General features: G+C 30.9%; 21 protein-coding genes and 1 pseudogene. 11 read left to right on the forward strand and 11 right to left on the reverse strand.

Translation table 11 applies throughout. From position 1 onward, the window contains the following. The first annotated feature begins 140 nt into the window (after positions 1-140). The 10 genes from LQK79_RS02605 (at position 141) to LQK79_RS02650 (ending at position 9,095) form a co-directional block, all read left to right on the forward strand. Positions 141-1,031, forward strand: coding sequence for a hydrogenase small subunit (locus tag LQK79_RS02605; protein ID WP_231015418.1), 891 nt, complete (start codon positions 141-143; stop codon positions 1,029-1,031). A 111-nt stretch (positions 1,032-1,142) separates the two neighbouring features. Then, the gene (locus LQK79_RS02610; protein ID WP_231015419.1) at positions 1,143-2,558 is read left to right on the forward strand and encodes a nickel-dependent hydrogenase large subunit; all 1,416 of its coding nucleotides are present in this window, start codon (positions 1,143-1,145) and stop codon (positions 2,556-2,558) included. Next, the gene (locus LQK79_RS02615; RefSeq protein WP_231015420.1) at positions 2,555-2,995 is read left to right on the forward strand and encodes a hydrogenase maturation protease; all 441 of its coding nucleotides are present in this window, start codon (positions 2,555-2,557) and stop codon (positions 2,993-2,995) included. The genes LQK79_RS02610 and LQK79_RS02615 overlap by 4 nt, the downstream gene beginning before the upstream one ends. An 11-nt stretch (positions 2,996-3,006) precedes the next feature. Next, complete coding sequence (locus tag LQK79_RS02620) at positions 3,007-3,378, forward strand: cytochrome b5 domain-containing protein (RefSeq protein ID WP_269144039.1); 372 nt, start codon at positions 3,007-3,009, stop codon at positions 3,376-3,378. Positions 3,379-3,394: 16 nt separating this feature from the next. Continuing rightward, positions 3,395-3,655, forward strand: coding sequence for a hypothetical protein (locus tag LQK79_RS02625; protein ID WP_231015422.1), 261 nt, complete (start codon positions 3,395-3,397; stop codon positions 3,653-3,655). A gap of 25 nt (positions 3,656-3,680) precedes the next feature. After that, positions 3,681-5,909 (forward strand): carbamoyltransferase HypF, encoded by a 2,229-nt coding sequence (hypF, locus tag LQK79_RS02630; protein WP_331000628.1) that lies wholly within the window; start codon positions 3,681-3,683, stop codon positions 5,907-5,909. A 180-nt stretch (positions 5,910-6,089) separates the two neighbouring features. Further along, entirely contained in the window at positions 6,090-6,326 is a 237-nt protein-coding gene (locus tag LQK79_RS02635) for a HypC/HybG/HupF family hydrogenase formation chaperone (RefSeq protein WP_053240721.1), read from the forward strand. After that, positions 6,301-7,365 carry a hydrogenase formation protein HypD gene (gene hypD / locus LQK79_RS02640; protein ID WP_231015424.1) on the forward strand — a complete coding sequence of 355 codons (1,065 nt, stop codon included), beginning with the start codon at positions 6,301-6,303 and terminating at the stop codon, positions 7,363-7,365. The genes LQK79_RS02635 and hypD overlap by 26 nt, the downstream gene beginning before the upstream one ends. After that, positions 7,358-8,359 (forward strand): hydrogenase expression/formation protein HypE, encoded by a 1,002-nt coding sequence (hypE, locus tag LQK79_RS02645; RefSeq protein WP_053240720.1) that lies wholly within the window; start codon positions 7,358-7,360, stop codon positions 8,357-8,359. Before hypD ends, hypE begins: the two co-directional genes overlap by 8 nt. Positions 8,360-8,513: 154 nt before the next feature. Next, positions 8,514-9,095, forward strand: a complete 582-nt coding sequence (locus LQK79_RS02650) for a class I SAM-dependent methyltransferase (RefSeq protein ID WP_198149874.1) — start codon at positions 8,514-8,516, stop codon at positions 9,093-9,095. A 123-nt stretch (positions 9,096-9,218) separates the two neighbouring features. Here the strand turns inward: LQK79_RS02650 and LQK79_RS02655 are convergent. The 8 genes and pseudogenes from LQK79_RS02655 to LQK79_RS02690 all read right to left on the reverse strand — a co-directional run. Next, a pseudogene (locus tag LQK79_RS02655) lies at positions 9,219-9,673 on the reverse strand (flavodoxin); the annotation flags it as partial. 93 nt (positions 9,674-9,766) lie between these two features. Further along, positions 9,767-10,396 (reverse strand): HAD family hydrolase, encoded by a 630-nt coding sequence (locus LQK79_RS02660; RefSeq protein WP_231015425.1) that lies wholly within the window; start codon positions 10,394-10,396, stop codon positions 9,767-9,769. Between the two features lie 15 nt (positions 10,397-10,411). Then, entirely contained in the window at positions 10,412-13,159 is a 2,748-nt protein-coding gene (locus LQK79_RS02665; protein ID WP_231015426.1) for a sigma 54-interacting transcriptional regulator, read from the reverse strand. A gap of 177 nt (positions 13,160-13,336) precedes the next feature. After that, a complete protein-coding gene (locus LQK79_RS02670; protein WP_231015427.1) occupies positions 13,337-14,305 on the reverse strand; it encodes an SIS domain-containing protein in 969 nt (322 codons plus the stop codon). A 60-nt stretch (positions 14,306-14,365) separates the two neighbouring features. After that, the gene (locus tag LQK79_RS02675) at positions 14,366-15,199 is read right to left on the reverse strand and encodes a PTS system mannose/fructose/sorbose family transporter subunit IID (protein WP_053240719.1); all 834 of its coding nucleotides are present in this window, start codon (positions 15,197-15,199) and stop codon (positions 14,366-14,368) included. Between the two features lie 19 nt (positions 15,200-15,218). After that, positions 15,219-15,980 (reverse strand): PTS mannose/fructose/sorbose/N-acetylgalactosamine transporter subunit IIC, encoded by a 762-nt coding sequence (locus LQK79_RS02680; protein ID WP_053240718.1) that lies wholly within the window; start codon positions 15,978-15,980, stop codon positions 15,219-15,221. 26 nt (positions 15,981-16,006) lie between these two features. Then, the gene (locus LQK79_RS02685; RefSeq protein WP_053240723.1) at positions 16,007-16,477 is read right to left on the reverse strand and encodes a PTS sugar transporter subunit IIB; all 471 of its coding nucleotides are present in this window, start codon (positions 16,475-16,477) and stop codon (positions 16,007-16,009) included. A gap of 4 nt (positions 16,478-16,481) precedes the next feature. Further along, on the reverse strand, positions 16,482-16,895 hold the full coding sequence (locus LQK79_RS02690; RefSeq protein WP_231015428.1) for a PTS sugar transporter subunit IIA: 414 nt from the start codon (positions 16,893-16,895) through the stop codon (positions 16,482-16,484). Positions 16,896-17,153: 258 nt separating this feature from the next. Between LQK79_RS02690 and LQK79_RS02695 the strand changes: the two genes are divergently transcribed. Continuing rightward, positions 17,154-18,452, forward strand: coding sequence for a hemolysin family protein (locus LQK79_RS02695; protein WP_053243614.1), 1,299 nt, complete (start codon positions 17,154-17,156; stop codon positions 18,450-18,452). Between the two features lie 481 nt (positions 18,453-18,933). Here LQK79_RS02695 and LQK79_RS02700 read toward each other — a convergent pair whose 3' ends face one another. From LQK79_RS02700 to LQK79_RS02710, 3 genes are read right to left on the reverse strand one after another with little or no spacing between them, the layout of a single operon-like run. Then, entirely contained in the window at positions 18,934-19,734 is an 801-nt protein-coding gene (locus LQK79_RS02700; RefSeq protein WP_053241761.1) for a hypothetical protein, read from the reverse strand. Beyond that, positions 19,721-20,290, reverse strand: a complete 570-nt coding sequence (locus LQK79_RS02705; RefSeq protein WP_053241762.1) for a CDP-alcohol phosphatidyltransferase family protein — start codon at positions 20,288-20,290, stop codon at positions 19,721-19,723. Before LQK79_RS02705 ends, LQK79_RS02700 begins: the two co-directional genes overlap by 14 nt. Further along, the gene (locus LQK79_RS02710; protein WP_231015429.1) at positions 20,277-20,831 is read right to left on the reverse strand and encodes a flavodoxin family protein; all 555 of its coding nucleotides are present in this window, start codon (positions 20,829-20,831) and stop codon (positions 20,277-20,279) included. The genes LQK79_RS02705 and LQK79_RS02710 overlap by 14 nt, the downstream gene beginning before the upstream one ends. Between the last annotated feature and the right edge of the window lies 1 nt (position 20,832).

Below are 20,832 nucleotides of genomic sequence, written 5' to 3' on the forward strand. Positions count from 1 at the left end.
TACATTCCAAAAGCTTTGTCATTTGGGAATGTAACCCTAAATTTTATTTGAAATAATGTAGTTTGAATATAATATAGGCATATTAAAAACAAGTTAAATATATAAATAGTATAGATGTATCATTAATTTATGGAGTAATTATGAGTGTAAATATCAAAAGTCAATGTCCAATGATCAAAGAAAAAGAGTTAAGTGCAAAAAGTCTAGCTCAGGAAGCATCAGCGTTAATTAATGATGGCCAAGTAAAAAAGTTAAATGCCATGTGGCTTGAAGTGACTGGGTGTTCAGGAAATATCATTTCTTTTTTTAATAGCGAAAATCCAGGATTAGATTACATTTTAAAACAGTTAGTTAATTTAACTTATAACAATACACTGATGACTTCAGAGGGAGAATTTGCTTTTGAAACTTTTTTAGATACACTAAATACTGAATTTATATTGTTGCTTGATGGTGCTGTATCTACTAAGGAAAATGGTGCCTATAATATAGTGGCTAATTATAATGGAAAATCCATTACGGCATTAGAGGCTGTAAAAATGGCTGGAGAAAAAGCAAAGTATGTTTTAGCTGTGGGAACTTGTGCATCTAATGGAGGCATTTCCGCAGCTAAACCTAATCCATCTTTAAGTAAAAGTGCAGCAGATGTATTAAGTCGTGAGGTCATAAAATTGCCAGGATGCCCCTGTCATCCAGATTGGGTTGTTGGAACTATTGCACATTTAGCTGCTTTTGGAATGCCTAAGCTTGATAGTGAAGGTAGGCCAATCTTATTTTATGGGTCAACTATTCATGACAATTGCACAAGAAGAGGATATTTTGATAGAGGAATTTTCGCAAAAAAATTTGGTGAAGATGGATGCATGTTTAAATTAGGCTGTAGGGGTCCTGTAACTAAAACAGATTGTCCAAGAAGAAAGTGGAATGGATATGTAAATTGGCCAGTTCAAGATAACACCAATTGTATTGGATGTGCGAGTTCAAGATTTCCTGATGGAATGGAACCGTTTATAAGACAGAGTAGAGAGTAGAGTGAAGCTGAGCATTTTAAATTTAAAGCTTTATCCAATGGAAGGAGGATAAAGCCACATTCATTGTACTCTGTATTTTGTACTTTGTTCTCTGAGATAATGGAGGGTTATATGAAAAAGACAATTACAATTGATCCTATAACTAGAATTAGTGGATTCTTAGAAACTAAGGTGAAAGTTGAGGAAAATACAATTATAGATGCTGAAACAAGTGGTCTTTTATTTAGAGGCTTTGAAAAGATGCTTAAGACGAGGCGGCCTTTAGATGCGATATATTTTACTGAGAGGATTTGTGGAATATGCTCTACAGCACATGCAATAGCATCTACAATGGCATTGGAAGATGCATTAAAGGTTCAGGTAAGTCTAAATGATCTATATATAAGGGATTTAATTCATGGGTTTGAGTTTATTCAAAATCATTTGAGGCAATTTTACAATTTAACAATTCCAAGTTACGTAAGGATGCCTCAGGTGAGTCCGCTTTATTCAACTCAATACAATGATTATAGAATTCCTGAAGAAGAAAGTAAAAGCATTGCAACCCACAGTATTCAAAGTATTAAATATAGTAGATTGGCACACGAGGGGTTAGCAGTACTTGGGGGAAAGGCTCCTCACTCACATGGCATTTTTGTTGGTGGAGTTACAGTAAATATAGATTCATATAAATTAGAAAAGGTTAAATCAATAATATTAGAATTAAAAGAATTTATTAATAATATTATGATAGCTGATATGGAAGCCATTTCTAAGTATTACTCAGACTATTTTAAAATGGGTGAAGCCTATAATAATTTTATGAGTTATGGTGTTTTTGATAATTATACTGATTCTGAAATAAGTTATGTAAAGCCAGGAGTAATAATTGATGGGAAAAGCCAAGTTTTTGATAAAAATAAAATAACAGAAAATATACTTCATAGTTGGTATGTCAGTGATAAACAAAATGAGAATCCATCGGAAAATAATGTCGATGAAATTAATTTAACTAAGGAAAAAGCATATAGTTTTATTAAATCACCTAATTATGCTGGATATTCTATGGAGGTTGGTCCTTTGGCTAGATTGAAGCTTTCCGGTGAATATAATGGTGGAAGCTCCTGTATGGATAGAAATGTGGCAAGAGTACTAGAAACTAAAAAGATAATAGGAATTATGGAAGCTCTAACAAAGAGAATTAAATTACTTTCAAATGATCAAGGAATATATGATATTCCAGATGAGAGCTTTGGCATTGGCTTAACAGATACTACAAGGGGAGCTTTGGGGCATTGGGTTAAAATAGAAAATAAGCTTATAAAGTATTACAATATCATAACACCAACTGTATGGAACATGAGTCCAAAGGATGAAAAAGGCAGATTTGGAGTTGGAGAGAAAGCCTTAATTGGAACAAAAATAAAAGATATAAAAGAGCCTGTGGAAGTTGGAAGAATCATGAGATCTTTTGATCCATGCGTTTCTTGTGCAACTCATTTGATAAGTGATAAATATGAGCCAATTGATATAAAGGTAATAGTATGAAAATCAAGGTTATTGCAGTGGGAAACACTTTGATGGAGGATGATGGTGTTGCTATTGTGGTTTTAGAAAAACTTAAGAAAAAACTTATAAAAAGAAATATAGGAGTTGTAATAGGAGAGACAGATCTTGGATATGCAATTTCTTCAATAGAGGATGGTGACTTTGTATTTTTTATAGATGCAGTTTATTATGGCACAAAACCAGGAGAAATAACTGTAACTTCATTAAAAAAATATGAACATAAAAAGAAGAATTATAGCCAACATGGTTACAGCGTAATGGATTTAGTAAAGTTATACTTTAAAGCTGTTAAGGGATATATTATAGGTATTGAAGTAGCAGAGATTGATTTCAAGTATGGCTTAAGTATTATACTTAAAGATAATATTGATATAATTTCAAAAAATGTTTTTAAAGAAATTACTTCTAGAATCTAGGAGGGATTGGCTTGAAAAAGATATTAAACAAAATTGACCATTATACATCGTATATGATGAAGACATCATGCCCATATCTAAAAAATTACTATGGAAACCTTATAAGAAATGAAGTTGAAAAATTAATGAACTACGATAAATTAAGACAAAATGAGAGGCAATTTACCTTGGAGGAACTTTCAAAATACAATGGGACTAATGGAATTCCTGCATATGTAGCTGTTGATGGAATAGTATATGACTTAAGTTTGGTTCCATCCTGGGGAGGGGGAACTCATTTTGGCTTATATGCTGGAAATGATTTAACCAAGCAGTTTAATTCTTGTCATGAAGGCGGAATAAAAATATTAGAGGGACTACCTAAAGTAGGAGTAATAAAATAAATAAGGAGATGGTTTTATGCATGACACTATATTGTTAAGTAAGATATCACAGGGACTTGCCGAGTGCTGCAAACGGGGAAAAATTACAAAAGTAAATAAAATGGCTGTTATTGTAAACAAGGATAGTCACGTAAATTCTAATAATCTTTTTGAATATCTTAGAAGTTATAATGATGGTCTAATAGATGCTTGCACAGAGATAAAAATAGAAATTGGCGATTTGCCAGATGAAACTGCAATTATTAGAAATATAGAGGGTGACTTAGCTGAAGGATAATCCAGAAAAAAGATATTTAATAAACATATACGGAATAGTTCAAGGCGTTGGTTTTAGACCATTTGTATATAATGCCGCTAAAAAATATGGAATAACTGGATGGGTAAATAATTCTGGTGGAGCTGTTACTATTGATTTAACTGGAGATATATGTAATGTCAAGAAGTTTGTAATTCAAGTTGTCAAAAATCCACCATTTCCGGCGGTTGTAAATAAGGTAAGATGTGTATCCTTACAATATTTACATTATGATGATTTTAATATAAAAAGAAGTTCTAAGGAAAGTGATACAGTAAAATTTATACCACCAGATATGGGTACTTGTGAAAATTGTCTTAAGGATATTATGGATAAAAGGGGAAAGAGATATAGGTATGCTTTTGCAAATTGTACTAAGTGTGGTCCGCGTTATTCTGTAATAAAAGAACTGCCTTACGATAGAAGAAGAACAACTATGAACAGTTTTGAAATGTGCAGCAGCTGCAAGGATGAATACACTACTCCAAGAGATAGAAGATTTCATGCTGAGACCAACTGCTGCCAGAAATGTGGTCCTTCATTGGTTATTATTAATAATAAGGGTGAAATTCAAAAATGTGAAGATGTAATTGATGAAACTATTGAGCTCATAAAAAATGGTAAGATAGTCGCAGTAAAAGGAATAGGAGGTTTTCATTTAGTTTGCAGTGGAAGAAATAAAGTAGTTATAGGTGAACTTAAAAATAGGAAAAAGAGACCAAGTAAGCCTTTGGCAGTTATGATGAAGGATATAAATACCGTAAGAGAATTTTGTGAGGTAAATGAAAAAGAGGAAGAGATTTTAAAGAGCAGCAAGAGACCAATTGTAATTTTGAGAAAAAAAGAAAATATAGATCTCCCAGAAAATATAGCACAAGGACAAAAAAAGCTTGGTATTATGCTTCCGTATACTCCAATACACTATTTACTGCTAGAGCAATTAGATGTGCTCATAATGACTAGTGGAAATATAAGTGGATGCCCAATTGAATATAAAAACAGCAGCGCACTTAAAAATCTTAAAAATGTAGCAGATTATTTTTTAATGCATGATAGAGAAATTTATGTTCCAATTGATGATTCAGTTGTAAAAGTATTTAATGGGGAAGAATGCATTATAAGAAGAGGAAGAGGCTATGCACCATCGGCAGAACATATGGAGGTACAAGATAATATTGTTGCCTTAGGGGCACAAGAAAAAAGCAGCATTTCCATTTCCAAAAATTCTTATGTTTATACAAGCCAATATTTGGGCAATTTGCAGGACTTTAATTGTTATAGAAACTATCAATATGTTATAAAGCATTTAACTGGAATATTGGATGTAAATCCTAAGATATGGGTGTATGATATGCATCCTCTTTATGTTTCAAGTGCTTATAAAAAAGAAGGAATAAAAATAAGGGTACAGCATCATCATGCACATATGGTTAGTTGTATGGCAGAACACAATATTTCAGAAAAGGTTATTGGAGTTATATATGATGGAACTGGTTTTGGACTAGACGGAAATATATGGGGAGGAGAATTCTTCATTGGGACAAGAGCGGACTTTAATAGGGTAGGACATTTCGAATATGTAGATATTCAGGGAGGGGATGCAGCAATAAGAGAGCCTTGGAGATGTGCTGTAAGTTATTTGTATTTTTGCGGGTATGATGGTAAATTTATAAAAAATATTGATAAGAACATACTAGATGCGGCTATACAGGCTTTAAATTCATCACTAAACTGCTATAAATCATCGAGTCTAGGAAGATTTTTTGATTGTATTGCAGTTTTAATAGGCCTTAAAAATTTTATTACATACGATGCGGAAGCAGCCATAGCTTTAGAGAATATAATAGATGAAAATGTAAAGGAAACTTATAAATACAAAATAAGAAATGAAAACAATGTTTTTTTAATAGAAATTAAAGATATACTTCAAGGAGTACTTAATGATATAAATTGCAAACTTAACGAAGGTACTATATCGGCTAAATTCCATAATACCATTTCAAAACTCACTTGTGATTTAGTTTTAAAGTTGTCTAAAATATATAGTATATCAAAGGTAGTTTTAAGTGGAGGAGTATTTGAAAATGAGCATTTGCTTAAGGCAGTATATTATGAACTAAAAAATAACGGACTAGAAGTTTTCTTCAACTCAAAAACGCCAATAAATGACGGCGGTATTTCATTTGGGCAAATTGCAGTAGCAGAAGCAGTAACTAAAAAACAGAGTAGAGAGTAAAGTGAAGGTTAATTTTCTGCTGAAGCACAAAATTTAAAATCTAATGGGCTTAAGCCCAAAACCATAGTATATTTCTTTAGCGAAGCTAAAATTATAAGTTTTAAGACTTATACGACGTAAGGAGGATAAATCATCCGTCATTCTACTCTCTACTATCTGCTCTGAAGTGGGGTGATTAAAGTGTGTCTTGCAGTACCAGGAAAAATTAAATCTATTAATGAAAATTTAGCAAAGGTTGATATTATGGGAATAGAAAAAAGTGTAGACATTGAACTTATAGAAAATCCGCATGTAAATGACTATATTTTAATACATGCGGGTTTTGGAATAGAAAAAATTGATAATGAGTATTTTGATTATCTGGAAAAAGTATTCCAAGAGGAAGTGGAAAATGAACAAAAAAGAAATTGTACTTGACCTTGTTAATAAAATTAAGAATTCTAATGTAGAAGAATTTAATATAATGGAGATATGCGGTACACATACACAAAGTATATCAAAAATGGGGATAAGAAATTTATTTTATCCAAAGATAAATTTAATATCAGGACCAGGTTGCCCAGTTTGCGTTACTTCGGAAGGTTATATAGATGCAGCAATTGAACTTCTAAATAAGGAGAATATTATATTAACAACCTTTGGAGATTTGATGAAAGTAAAAGGCAGCGAAGAAAATTTAATAGATAAGAGGCAAAAAGGCAAAAGGATAAAAATAATATATTCTCCTTTAGATGCGCTTAAAATTGCAAAAGAGAATGAAAGTTTTGAGGTTGTTTTTTTAGCTGTTGGATTTGAAACTACTGCTCCATTAATAGGACTTGCTGTGAAAAGAGCAAAAGAAAGCAATATTAATAATTTCTCTATTTTAAGTGGCTTAAAGATTATGAAACCAGTTATGAAGACTATATTAAATGATAAAGAGTGTGGAGTGAATGGAATTATATGTCCAGGACATGTAGCAGTCATAACTGGAGCTGATTACTTTAAATTTATTAAGGAACAATATGATATCTCAGCAGTCGTAACTGGTTTTGAAAGCTTAGATATTTTATCTGCAATATATTTTTTAATAAGTCAAAAGCAAAGTAAGTTTGAAAATTTATACAGAACCTGTGTGACTTCAAGTGGAAATTTATTTGCAAAGGAAATTATTGAAAGCTGTTTTTTAAAAGATGATTGTACATGGAGGGGAATTGGAAAAATTAATAAATCTGGTTTATATCTAAACAAAGGTTACGAAGAATTTGATGCGTTAAAAAAATTTGAACTATCAATAAAAGAAAATCGAGAAAACAGCTGTGTATGCGGTGAAATTATATTAGGGAAAAAGTGTCCAAGTGATTGCAGCTTCTTTGGTAAAAAGTGTACTCCATCTCATCCAATTGGACCATGCATGGTATCTTCAGAGGGATCATGCTCTATTTATTTTAGATACAGGGGGGAAAACTATGAATAAAACAATTAAATTATTTCATGGTGATGGTGGTAAATATACAAGTGAATTAATAGAAAATATTTTTTATAAGCACTTTAATAACAGCATATTAACTAGTGGAATAGATTCTGCTTTATTTAATGTAAATAGTGGCAAAATGGCATTTACTACAGATTCATTTGTTGTAAAGCCTTTATTTTTTTCGGGAGGCAACATTGGAAAGCTTGCAGTTTGTGGAACTATAAATGATTTATCTGTATCTGGAGCAAAACCATTATATTTAAGCGCAGGATTTATAATAGAAGAAGGCTTCTCAATAGAAATCCTCGATTTAATAGTTGAGGAAATGGCAAAACAATGCAAACTTTTAGGTGTCAAAGTTGTAACGGGAGATACAAAGGTGGTTGAGAAAGGCTCTGCAGATAGAATATTTATAAATACTGCTGGAGTTGGTGTTATACAAAACAATTACGAAATGAAGAAGATTGAAGCTGGAGATAAAATAATTGTAAGTGGAAATATAGGAGATCATGGCACAGCTATAACGCTTGAAAGATATGGTGTGGATGTAAAGAGCAATATTAAAAGCGATTGTGCTTCAGTTTACGAGATTGTAGAGGCAATTAAAGAATATTATCCTTTTGTGAAAATAATGAAGGATCCAACTAGAGGGGGAATTGCTACAATATTAAATGAAATTTCAAGCATATCGGGGTTAGGTATAAAACTTGTAGAGGAAAATATTCCAATTTTAAGAGAGGTACAGGGAGTAAACAAGATGTTAGGTTTAGATCCACTTTATATGGCATGCGAGGGACGAGTTATAATTGTAGCGAAAAGTGAAGTTGCTAAAGAGATTTTGGGCAGGCTGCGCAGCTTAAAACAATGCAAAGATGCAAGTATTATAGGAAGTTTTACCGAGGATTCGGAACGTATTGTGTATGTAGAAAATTCATTTGGTGGCGAAAGAATTCTAAATACTTTAGACGGTGAGATGTTGCCGAGAATATGTTAATAAGGTTGATTAATTTCTGGTTACGTGTTTTTCTGGAATAAACTTTATAAAATTAAAGAAAAAGAGTATAGTGAAATTAAGAAAGAAATTAATACTCTTAGGTGTTATATAGAAATATTCAACGTGTAGGTGGATATAATTGGAGGAATATATTGTGAACAAAAGTTTTATAATCAGTGCTAAAGTTAAAAATATCGATATGAAGTTTAAAGTGGTACCTGAGCTTTTTTCACCTCAAGGTATTGATAAGGGTACTTTAGCAATGTTGTCTGTAGTAGATTTTACTGAAGGTGACAGGGTATTAGATTTAGGATGTGGTTATGGCGTAGTAGGTGTTTTAGCGGCCAAAACTATAGGTACTTCTAATGTAGTCATGTTAGATAAGATGAGTGCAGCAGTTAAATGCGCCAAAGAAAATGCTTTGCTAAATGGCGTATCTGAAGTTAAAGTATACCAAAGTGATGGGTTTAGAGATTTGCCAGAAAAAGATTTTTCATTGATACTATCCAATCCACCGTATCATGCAGATTTCAATGTCCCAAAGGAATTCATTGAAAAGGGCTTTAACAGGCTAGTCATTGGTGGAAAAATCTATATGGTCACTAAAAGAAAAGACTGGTATAAAAATAAATTGATATCCATATTTGGTGGAGTGAAAATATGGGAAATAGAAGATTATTTTGTCTTTATGGCGGTGAAAAAAGATAGTCACTATGCTAATGCAAAGCACCGCTAAAATCTTTCACTTTATTTTAGGTATTTTCAATGGATTTAATGGACTTATTGCATTTTTGATTATTTTAAATGCAATATCTTCTTCTGTAGATATTTTAAATTTATTGGTTTTATAAACCGATTTTTTAATCCAGTTTTTAACTTGCTGATTATCAAAATTACTCATGGCTGCAAATCCAGAAAGGACTCTTGATTTTGGGCATTCTTTCTTGATGTTAATTTGAATTTGTCCCAAGCCACCACCGCCATGAGTGCAAAATGGAATAATGGTTTTCTCATGTAAATCAACGTCTTTTAAAAAACTTAATATAGGTGGAGCAAATGATTTAAACCAATTTGGGGTTCCTAAAAAAATGTAATCATAGGAAGCAACTGATTCATTGCCGGATAGTAGTTTAGGGCAATATAGCCTATCTCAATTTCACGCCTTACTTCCTTTGTTGCTGTATTATAATTGAAGGCATAGTGTTTTTCAGAAATTAGTTCCCTAACATCTCCTCCAGTTTGTTTGGCTATTTCTTCTGCTAACCTTCTTGTTGTATTAGAAAAGGAGTAAAAGACCACTAATATTTTACTCATGTTTACCTCCAAAATTCTTGTCTATATGGGTATTTCACCTTTGATTTATAGAAATTTTTTAATGTGAATAAGCATTGTTACTTCGCAATTTTTTTAGATTATTGAAGTTATTTCAATTAAATCATTGATTTTGTAATCTGCTTCAGTTTGATTAGCATAATAATCTTTTTGTGCTAAAGCTGCTACAGTTAAACCAGCTGATTTTGCAGAGCGGATTCCAAGCATAGAATCTTCAACGGCTAGTACTTCTTCTGAAAGTGAATTTAAAGCATTAGTAGCCAAACGGTAAATTTCAGGATCTGGTTTGCTTTTTTTACACTCATCTCCACTTATTACAAAATCAACATAAGTTTTAAGTTCACATTCTTTCAGCATTCTTAAAATTTCACTTTTAGCTGAAGAAGAAGCAATAGCTATTTTTATTTTTTTATCTTTTAATTCTTTAAAAAGTTTTTTTACAGAAGGATTTAATAATTTGGGAAAATAAGCTGGATGCTCATTGCAGTATTTAACATATTTTTCTTGCAAGGTTTTGCGTCTTTTAGTATCTTTTGGAACTAGCATTTCCCAAATCATTGAGTTGGTTAAGCCTATGAAATCATCAATTTGTTTTGAACCTGGGCTTATTTCAAGTTCATTAAAAAATTTCATCCTTCTTTTAAAATAAAAGTATTCGGTATTAACTAGAACACCATCCATATCAAAAACAACTGATTTTTTCAAAATATTTACCTCCATTTAATCATTAAATACGATATCACAAATTAGACGAATTTCCAAATCTGAAATTTTTATAGTATACTCCTTTTCAATTTCGTTAAAGGAAAAGTGAATAATCTCCATTTTTCTTTTTTGTTTTTGCATGAATTCTTTAATATCTTCTTGCATGTCAACTTCTTCTTTTCGGAGTATTCTTTCAACCATGCAGGAGCAATGAATGTACAATAAAAATCGTTTATTATTAGATAATTTTATATCGAACTTTTCTTCCATTTTATCAACAGCATCTTGTACGAAAGTTAGTACCTTATTTACATCTAATATTGTGAGCTTTCCAATAATTCTTTTTAGTGAAAATTTAAATACTAAATCCTTTTTCAATTGTGTTTCGTTAATTTTAAAATTACAATTTAATATGTTAATAAAATCCTCAATATCTTCCCCGCTGATTAGATGGTCTAAACCAATGTAAGGAACCCCTTCAATTTTTGGATCAGCAGTTCCTATGATAGCTAGTACTTCATAGATTTGAAAAGGCAGCTCTTTTTGCTTATTCTGTTTCAATCTACGATAATCATAAGGTACAATAGAGACTAAAGGACTCGAATGATTTAAACTATTATGAAGTATTTCTTGAATTTGAATTGCACTCCCCATGCCAGTATAACAGCATGTCAAAATTGCTTTTTTCTTTTTTTCTGCTGGATAAACTAGTTGTTTGTTAATTTTAATGCCCTTCAAAAATTGCTCACTAATTTCGCCTATATTTTTTTTCTGCAGAAGTAAACTGCCAATTTCTAAGACTAAAGGAGTGGAAACAAAATCTATCAATAATAAAGGTCCTTTAAGCTTGTTTTTTAAACGAACATTTAGTTCAGATAGGGAGCCCATATCTACTAATAAAATTAGTCCTTTTTCTATGTTGTTATTATCAATGAAATCCAATATTTTACTTTCAATATTATCAATTGTAGTATCAATTGGCATATCAATAGCTTGAAAAAAGTTTTTCTTTAACATTCTATTTGCTACATTTGCTATACTACTTGCTGTCGAGTAGCCATGAGCTAGAATAATGCTTTTGATTTCATTTTTTACATCCTGTATATTCATGCCGTTTAAATAGAAAGAAATTAAAATTAAATCTTCATCTAAAATCGGGAAATCTAATCTATCGCTTAAGTGTGACAGCATACGTTTAGCTAGCCATAAACTATTTCCCATATGCATATCAATAAAATTAATGAGTTTTGGACGAATACTATACCATTCTGAATGGTTGATTAAAATTTCACGTTCTTCTTTAAAATAAAGCAAATGTGCTATTGATATAATTTTATTTCCATCTTGCTCAAAACCGTAGTTTTCTTCCATATATTTAAAGGTTGATCTGATATTAAAAGTTAGTATTGAAAATAAAGATTCATTGTTATTTACTTGTGAATTAAATACTAGATCATCTAATAACAAGTTAACATTATTCATCATATCATTAATGTAATATTCGCTTGTGATTCCACCTGATTCAAGACGCTTAAATCCATCTATAAATTGAAAATAGGTTGATTTAAGATTTACCTGTTCTTTGTTATTAGCTGCTAATAATTCTGGTTTTGTAAAATCATAGGTTCTGTCCTGATATCTATTAGAAATTTGATGATATAAGCTTTCTTTTAACTGATCTACACTGCCGGTTGGCAGATCAGAAATACGGACTTTAATTATTTTTTGATTTTTTATCTTTGCATAACTGCTTCCACAACTGTATTTAATAATATTTTTAATTTTCCCAACATTACCTTCGAAATTATTAAAAAGTAAAAATGAAATTACTTGTTTAGAAACCTGAATGATACGTTGCATAATTTTACTTTCTTGTAAAAAAAAGTTATCAATTAAATGGATCTTTTCATGTTTAGGTCTTTCTGAAAAGCTTGGAATATTGATAATAACAGGTAATCTACGAATAAAAGTAGGTAAAAAAGCTGATTGAATAGATTCAGTAGTAGCAAAAATCAATCGTACTTTAGCTCTTTTTTTAATGCTGTTATCGCCGATAGGAGAATATTCTCCTGAATCCATAAAAGTAAAAAGCTTTTCTTGTCCTTCTTCCGTTAAACGGTGTACTTCGTCAAGAAATAAAATTCCACCGTCAGCATTTTCTATCAAACCTTTTTTGTCTTTATCTGCTCCGGTAAAAGCGCCCTTAGTATAACCAAATAATAAACTAGACAATAGTTCCGGGTTATGGTAGTATTGTGCACAATTTAAAGAAATAAACGCAGAGTTCTTATTAATAATTTTTTGTTCTAAGCAGTAGTTATAGATGCACTTTGCAAGATATGTTTTACCTGAACCACTAGGACCTAAAAGCATTATAGGAAGACCATTACCAGGATAAAGTGCTGCTGTTTTTATTTGCTCGATTTGCTCTTTTAGACTTCCTTTAGAGCCAATTACATTGCTCAAGACATCTCTTTTTTGTGTTTTAGGATCTTCTCCTAATAAATCTTCCAGAGTATTATATTCATTATGAATTGGTGGAAAATATAAATTTGAAAATATAGCTTTGTCCAAGAATATTACTGGATATTCTTTAATCTTGATAATTGTGCCTTGTTTTACCTCTTTATTAAGATAACTACTAACAGTACTTCTATTTAAACGTACGTTTTCAGCGATTGAATTAGCAGAAAAATTTTTAATATCTTTTTTATTGAATTCTTTGGTTAGTTCTTTTAAATAATTAGATATATTTACTCCCATAAATAAACACACCTCCTTATAATAAAAAGTTATCTTCTGTTTAGTGGTTATTGAATAATATATATTATAACAGATGACAATTTTTGTTATAATTTACTAAATATGAAAGTCACCGTTTATTAAAAAACAAAGAAACCGAACAATATCGATTTCCTTGTTTTCCATAATGGTTTTATTTTAATATTGTAATTTCCACATATATCTTCTCTTTGTTAATGGATGTTGACGTGAATATGAAAGTTCTTCAGCATATACACGGAATACTGCTGTAATTAACATTGGATTAAAATAATCTATAACAGTTTTTGGAATTGCTGAAGACAAACCGTAATCTAAAGCATCTACTACTGATACTTTTGCTTTAAAACGTTGTAAGAAGGTTAAAGCACGTGCATCAATTGGACGAGTGCTTCCATCGTTCATTAGTAAAATAAATGGAACATCTTTATCTACTATTTCAAATGGTCCATGGAAGAACTCTCCTGAATGGAATGTTCCAGAATTAATCCACTGCATTTCCATCATTAGGCAAATTGAAGTGGAGTAAGCAACTTCAGTAGTAGCTCCACTGCTCATTACATAAATTTGAGGAGCATCTTTGTAAGCTTCAGCAAATTTTTTTGCATCTGCTATAGCTGATTCTGCAGAAGTTTGTGCTAAATCGTAAATTTTACTAAAAGCAGCTTGCATGTCTTCATAATATTTATAACCTTCAAATTGTTCAAGAATTTCTACTGATAATTCAAGAGCATAGCCCATTTTTTCAAGTTTAGCTGCATAATTCTCACTGAAGCGATGGCAGATAACATAATTAGAATTTTTAGTGAGAGGAGAATTAGCTGAGTGTGTTAAGCAAATTACATGAGCACCAAGTTCTTTAGCTTTACCAGCAGCTTTTACAGTTTCAGGAGTTGTACCACCTAGAGAAGCTGCAATTACAATAGCTGTTTCGTTTACTGATGATGGTGTTGCATAATTAAACTCATTTGCTGTATAGTGACTAACACGTATATTTTTTGCATTGCTATCTAAAAAATATTTTGCTGGGTATAATTCTGCTTTTGAAGCACCACAGCCTACAAAAATAACACTTTTAATTTCCTTTTGGTTTTCTTTAATTTCTTTAATGATTTGTTTTGAAGTCATTATTAATACCTCCTAATATTTTTTATATATAATATATTCTTAAGGAATATTAGCTTAAGCTTATTTAAAAATTCCAAGTGCACTTAGGATAATTCCACCTGCAATACAAATAACAAGCATCCATCCTGTTGAAACTTTCTTTTTTAAAAGCCAATACATAAAGAAAGTTAATCCTAATGGAATAATTTGTGGAGCAATGCTGTCTAATACAGTTTGTAAAACAAATTTACTGCCATATTTAATTGGTGTTGTTATTCCAATCATACTAGCCATCATTGATCCTATAACCATTAAACCTACAACAGAACACATGTACATCACCTTATCCATAAGGCCTTCATTATAAAGTTTTGTTAAATATTTATTTCCCATTAAGTAACCAATTTTACCGCCATAATAAGTAACAATGTACGATGGAATAATGGAAATGAGCATTGCTAAAATAGGACCTAAAATACTTCCTTGCTTTGCTAGATTAATACCTAAACCAAAGGCTAATATACGAATAGTTCCCTGAAAAAAAGAATCGCCAATTCCAGACAGAGGTCCCATAAGTGAAGTCTTTATTGCACTAATTGATTCAGGATTAAAGTTTTCCCTATCTTCATAATATTGCTCTTCCATTGAAGCAGATAAGCCTAAAACAAATGAGCTTGTCTGAGGAGTGCAATTATAGAATGACATATGACGTTTATAAGCTTCTTTTTTCAATTCATCATCCTTTGGATCCTTATAAATATTGTCCAATATAGGAGCAATTCCATATAGAAAACCCATATTCATTTGCCTTTCATAGTTCCAAGAATCTTGAATTGCCCATGAACGCCATAAAAATTTTCTGTATTTCCACTTATTTGGATCTTTTTGTTTTGCTAGTTCTGTTTTATTACTCATTACAATTCCCCCCTTATCATCAAAGATCTAATGAGTCCTTAACGTTTTTATTATTGTTGAATTTAAGTTCGGCTAAAACAAAAGCAACTACACAAGCAAAAATTGCAACACCAGTTACACTTAATTTTGAATATGCTGTAATAAAGAAACCTGTAAGTAAAAATGGCAGCATTTTTTTAGAGAGCATAGTAGTAAGTAACAAAGCAAAACCATAGGCAGGTAAAATTTCACTTGCTAAAGTTAAACCATTTGTCAGCCATGAAGGAATAGAGGTTACAATGTTTTTAACTAAATCTGTGCCAAAATAAGTTGCTAAGAAAATAGGTACAAAGTACATTAATGAATATAAGATTGTTCCCCATACAATGTGTATATTGCATGCTTTTCTATACTCACTTTTTTCAATAAGCGAATCAGCTGTATGCGTTAAATTGGAAAGAATAGTTCTTAGTAATATTCCAATTAATTGTCCCAACACTGAAATTGGAACTGCAATAGTTAAAGCCGCTTGTGGATTTGCTTTTGATAAAATTGCAAATGCAGTAGCAATGATAGATGCCATGTTCATGTCTGGAGGTGCTGCAGCACCTATATTTACAAGACCAAGTGAGATTAATTCAAGAGAAGCTCCAACCATTAATCCTTTTTGAAGATCCCCTAGTACAATTCCTACTAACGTACTAACTATTAGTGGTCGCTCTAAGTTTGATCTACCCAAGAGTCTAGAATCTAGAATGCATATTATACCAATGATGCCTAATAAAATTGATTTAATTAACATCTTATTTACCCCCTTTTATTTAGTTTTTATATTTTAGATGTTAAATCTTCATTTTTGGAAGTAGGTACTTGCTGCATATACAAATTTATTCCCATTTGTTTTAGTTGCCTTGAATCTTCCAGTTCATCATCATTTAAGAAAATAGCATTGCTGTACTTTTTAGAATTTCCTTTGTTGGCAATTCCACCATAATTGATTTCAGTAATTTTGGAATAACCCTTGCAAAAATTCAAGGTATCTTTAGTTCCTCCAAAAACAAGCATAATATTTTCGCTTAATTGTTCTACTTTTTCAATTTTAGATAGTAATTGTTCTACTGAAAAAATGTTTAATGTTACTCCAACAGGTTTTGATAAGTTCAATGATATTTTTTTAAATTCATCCTTAGCAGTTGCGTCATCTACAACAATAATTCTTGAAATACCTAAACTCTTTGTCCATGAAAAAACTACTTGTCCATGTAATAAACGATGATCAATTCTAACTAATTTAATCATAAATTTACCTCCTTGTTTGTTTATATTGTTTAAGCAATTGATTGCAATCAATTATGCTTTGCTTACTTTCATAAATAATTTGTTTTAAAGATTCTTCAGAAATTTCATCGGTTTGTGTAGTGAGAGAAATAACTAAAGATAAATTCATTCCTGAAAGAATATGCAGTTTAGGATAATCCTCTAATAAGGAGATCATTGCTGTGTTAACACTTCCTCCAAAAATATCTGTTAATATGAAGATATTATTTTGATTATATTTTTCTTTAATTGTTTTTTCTACTTCACTTTTAATAGTTGTATGTTCATCTCTATAGGATGAGAAAGCCTCAATCATGGATACATCTCCGATAATCATACTTAGGGTATCTTTCATACCTTTTGCTAGACCACCATGGCTGGCTAAAATAATATATGTCATTACTTAAAACCTCCTTTGCTTTATATTATTAAATATAGCAAGAACCATGCCAAAAAACAGTGGATTAAGGAAAACACTGAAACATCAAGGAATGTAGTGTAAAACAACAGAAAGGCAACACTTTATGATAAAAAATATTAGGTGTTGAAAAAAGTGTTGGTAAATTTGTAGAAAATAATATTTATCATAAAAATTTATTGTTTGAGGTATAAATGGTTAGACTATAAATAAAATATTTGTTTTGTAAGGGGACTACATATGATTATTTTATTGAATATCATAATAGTGTTTCTACTGGTATTTATGAATGGATTTTTTGTAGCAACAGAATTCTCAATGGTTAAAGTGAGAAAATCAAGAATAGAGACACTAGTGTTTGAAGGAAATAAGAATGCAAAATATACTCTTAAAGTAATTAGTAGGCTAAATTCATATTTATCTGCATGCCAGCTTGGAATTACCCTGGCATCTTTGGGATTAGGTTGGATAGGAGAGCCAGCTGTTGCAAGCTTGCTTATGCCTATATTCCACTTGTTTAATATCCCAGATGCTTTAGTGCATTCAATTTCTTTTGTATTGGGCTTTATAGTTATAACAGGTTTTCATATTGTACTTGGTGAACTTGCACCTAAATCCTTGGCAATATTAGGTACAGAAAAAATAGCGATGTACACAGCACTGCCGCTTATTACCTTTTATAAAGTAACTTATCCTATAATGTGGCTTTTTAACCATAGTACAAATTTAGTTTTAAAGTTATTTGGGCTTACTCAAGTAGAGGAGCATGAGGAAGCTCATACAGACGAGGAAATAAAGCTGCTTGTTGAGGAAAGTTATAAGCATGGATTAATAGATCAAACCGAACTTACTTTTGTGGATAATATATTTGATTTTTCAGAGAAAACAGCAAAGGAAATAATGATACCGCGTACCGATATGGAATGTATATTTATTGAAGATTCCTTTGATGAAATAATAGAAACTACTTTAAAATCTCAACTTACAAGGTATCCAGTATGTAAAGAAAGCAAGGATAACATAATTGGTTTCATACATATTAAAGATTTATATAGGCAAAAAATTGAGGGGAATAATAAAGGTATTAAGGATATTATTCGTGAAATTAAATTTGTTCCAGAATCTATTTCAATAAGCGAACTTTTTAAGGATTTTCAAAAAGAAAAAATGCAAATGGCAATAATAATTGATGAGTATGGTGGAACCTCAGGCTTAGTTACAGCAGAGGATATATTAGAGGAGATTGTTGGAGAGATTCAAGATGAATTTGATGAAGAAGAAGGAGAAGAGATAAATAAAACAGAGGATGGTAATTATATTGTTGATGGAAAAGTTATTATTGAGGATATAAATGAGCTTCTTAAAATCAATATTGAAGAGGAAAATATTGATACTATAGGTGGATGGGTTTATTCAAAATTAGATTCGTATCCCCAAGTTAATGATAAGGTTAGCTATGAAGGACATGAATTTATAATACTTAAATGCAATAGAAAACGAATTAGTAAAATATTAATTAATAATACTTCAGAAGATTAAATGTAGATAGACCACTTGGAAGGTTGAAATTGTTAATACTAAGTTCATCTTGATAAATTGGAATTTGTCGAGCTGAGTGAAGGGTTTTAATTGGCCCTGCTCATTAAAAAACTAACTTTTTCACTTATGTGAAAAGTGAAGGGTTTGACATAGCTTTGCTTGTCAAAGGTGAAGGTTTTTGCCACGGCAAAAGGTTAAGGAATATTTTTCTCCGTTTCTCTACGAAAAATAAATAATTTAAATACGTTAAAGATTTTCCGTAGGGAAACGGAGGAAAATCAACCTTAGCTTTTTATTGAAGATAAAAAAGTTCACCTTTTACGTGCACAGCACCGTAAAACCCTTCACCTTTCGCATAGCGAAAACCTTAGTCTTTTAACAAACGAAGTGAGTTAAAACCCTTCACTATAGTGCTCGACAAATTCCAGTTTGTCAGGATAAACCTGGAATTTACTATTTTCAAGTTCCAAGTTATTTATCCTTAATAAGGATTAAGATAGCAACTTAAAATAACTGATAGTATATTTACTATAATGCTTATTATAAATTTAATTAGAATACCGCTAAAAATAAAGGGCATAAATATAGCAAATACTAGCCAGTTAGCCCCAAATATTATAGCCCCAAATTTTGTTGTGCTTGAGAGTTTTGTGGATGATGTGTGAGCCCAATTGCCTAACAATAAGTAAGTTATACCTATGCAAGTACCCATTAAAAAAGGCCAAATAAAGGCAAAGTATGGTTCATTTTGATACACTATTTTTATAATGCCTGTACAATTAATAAGATAACATCCAATTGAAAATATAATAGAAAAAATTAAAAGAGATAATATTACATTGCTTGGATTAATAAATTTATGTTTAATTCCAATATGATGATTACTTTTGGTTGTAAATTTGCCAAGTAATAATCCCATAATTACAATAGGAACGGCATCACAGACCCCAGTGACAAATTCATTTACAAATGAGTTGCCATAAAGTAAAACGCCTATTAGCATGCCCCATAGCCATAATATTCCGATAGATATTCCATAACGTAAGCCTTTTGTAATGCTTGTTCCTACAAATTTATCTTCATACTTATAAAATATATAAGCTATACTGCCATATGCAATAACATACCATATAATGATTGTTGGAATTAAGCCTAAACTTTTTACAAGAAAGCTCCAATTTGCTGTTTTAGGAGTTGTACTATAATTTGATGCCATTATGTGAAAAATCATAGCAAGTATAATACTAATGAAAACTATAGATATGTATTTAACTTTTTTCATTAATTATAAAAAACCTCCTATTAATCAATCTCGATGCGCATGCAGTTAATGCAAGTGCAGAATTTATCCATATTACATAGTGTATTATTTTGATGCTTATACCTAAATATATTGTGGTATATGCAATGCCGGGAATGGCATAGAAAAGTGCAGCTGATGTTCTTCCTATTAAGTCAAATACAAAAAAATTTTTTGATTTTGTAGATAAATCTTTTTGTGTGAAGGATGTTATGATAAATACAAAAAGGTTAATAAATACAAGAAGTATAAACCATGCAGGTACAACTTTTTCTTTGCAGCACAATATAGTCAATGATGAAAATATAAAAAATGAATCTACAAGTACATCTAAAATACTTCCAAAGACTGTGACGGCATTAAAGTATCTTGCAATTTTTCCGTCTACAATATCAGAAAAGCAAATTAACAAGAAATCAAATACTATAGCTAAATGCATTTTGGTATTTAAACACAATATTATAAATAAAATTGTTAAAAATAGCCTAGCTATAGTAAGAATATTAGGAAGCATTTTAAAATATTTATTTTTCTCCAATTTCGCACCCTAAATTATATGCTTTAGTTTCATCGCCCTTTTTAAATTGCAGTTTTTTAGTGACTTTGGTATTATGAATGGGCTTTCCAAGAGAGTTAAGAGGAACAGAGTCATCATTGGCTCCTGTTACAAATAAAACAACTTTTTTATCTTGAAAATTACCAACTCTTCTAATATAATCACTTAAAACCGAAGAAGTAGTTCCCATATATACAGGTGAACCGAAAACAATTATGTCATATTTGGATATATCAGCTGAAACTTTTTTCCCGGGATAAGTAATAGTAACTTGACAGCCTTTACTGTTTAAACCTTTAGCTACATTATATGATATGTCTTTTGTAAGACTAGACATTTTAGATGGTTGATATACAACAAGTGCTTTGGGGGAATCTGAAATTTTTGCTTTTAAAACATTAATTGTATATTTTCTTTCTGTATTATTAGAATGTGTAAGAGATGAAAATAGTAATATAGCTACAATAATTAAGGCTATAAATCCTAAAAATAAGGAGAATAGAATTTTAAAAAATTTTTTCATG

The sequence above is a fragment of the Clostridium guangxiense genome (assembly GCF_021043395.1).
GTDB lineage: Bacteria > Bacillota > Clostridia > Clostridiales > Clostridiaceae > Clostridium_S > Clostridium_S guangxiense.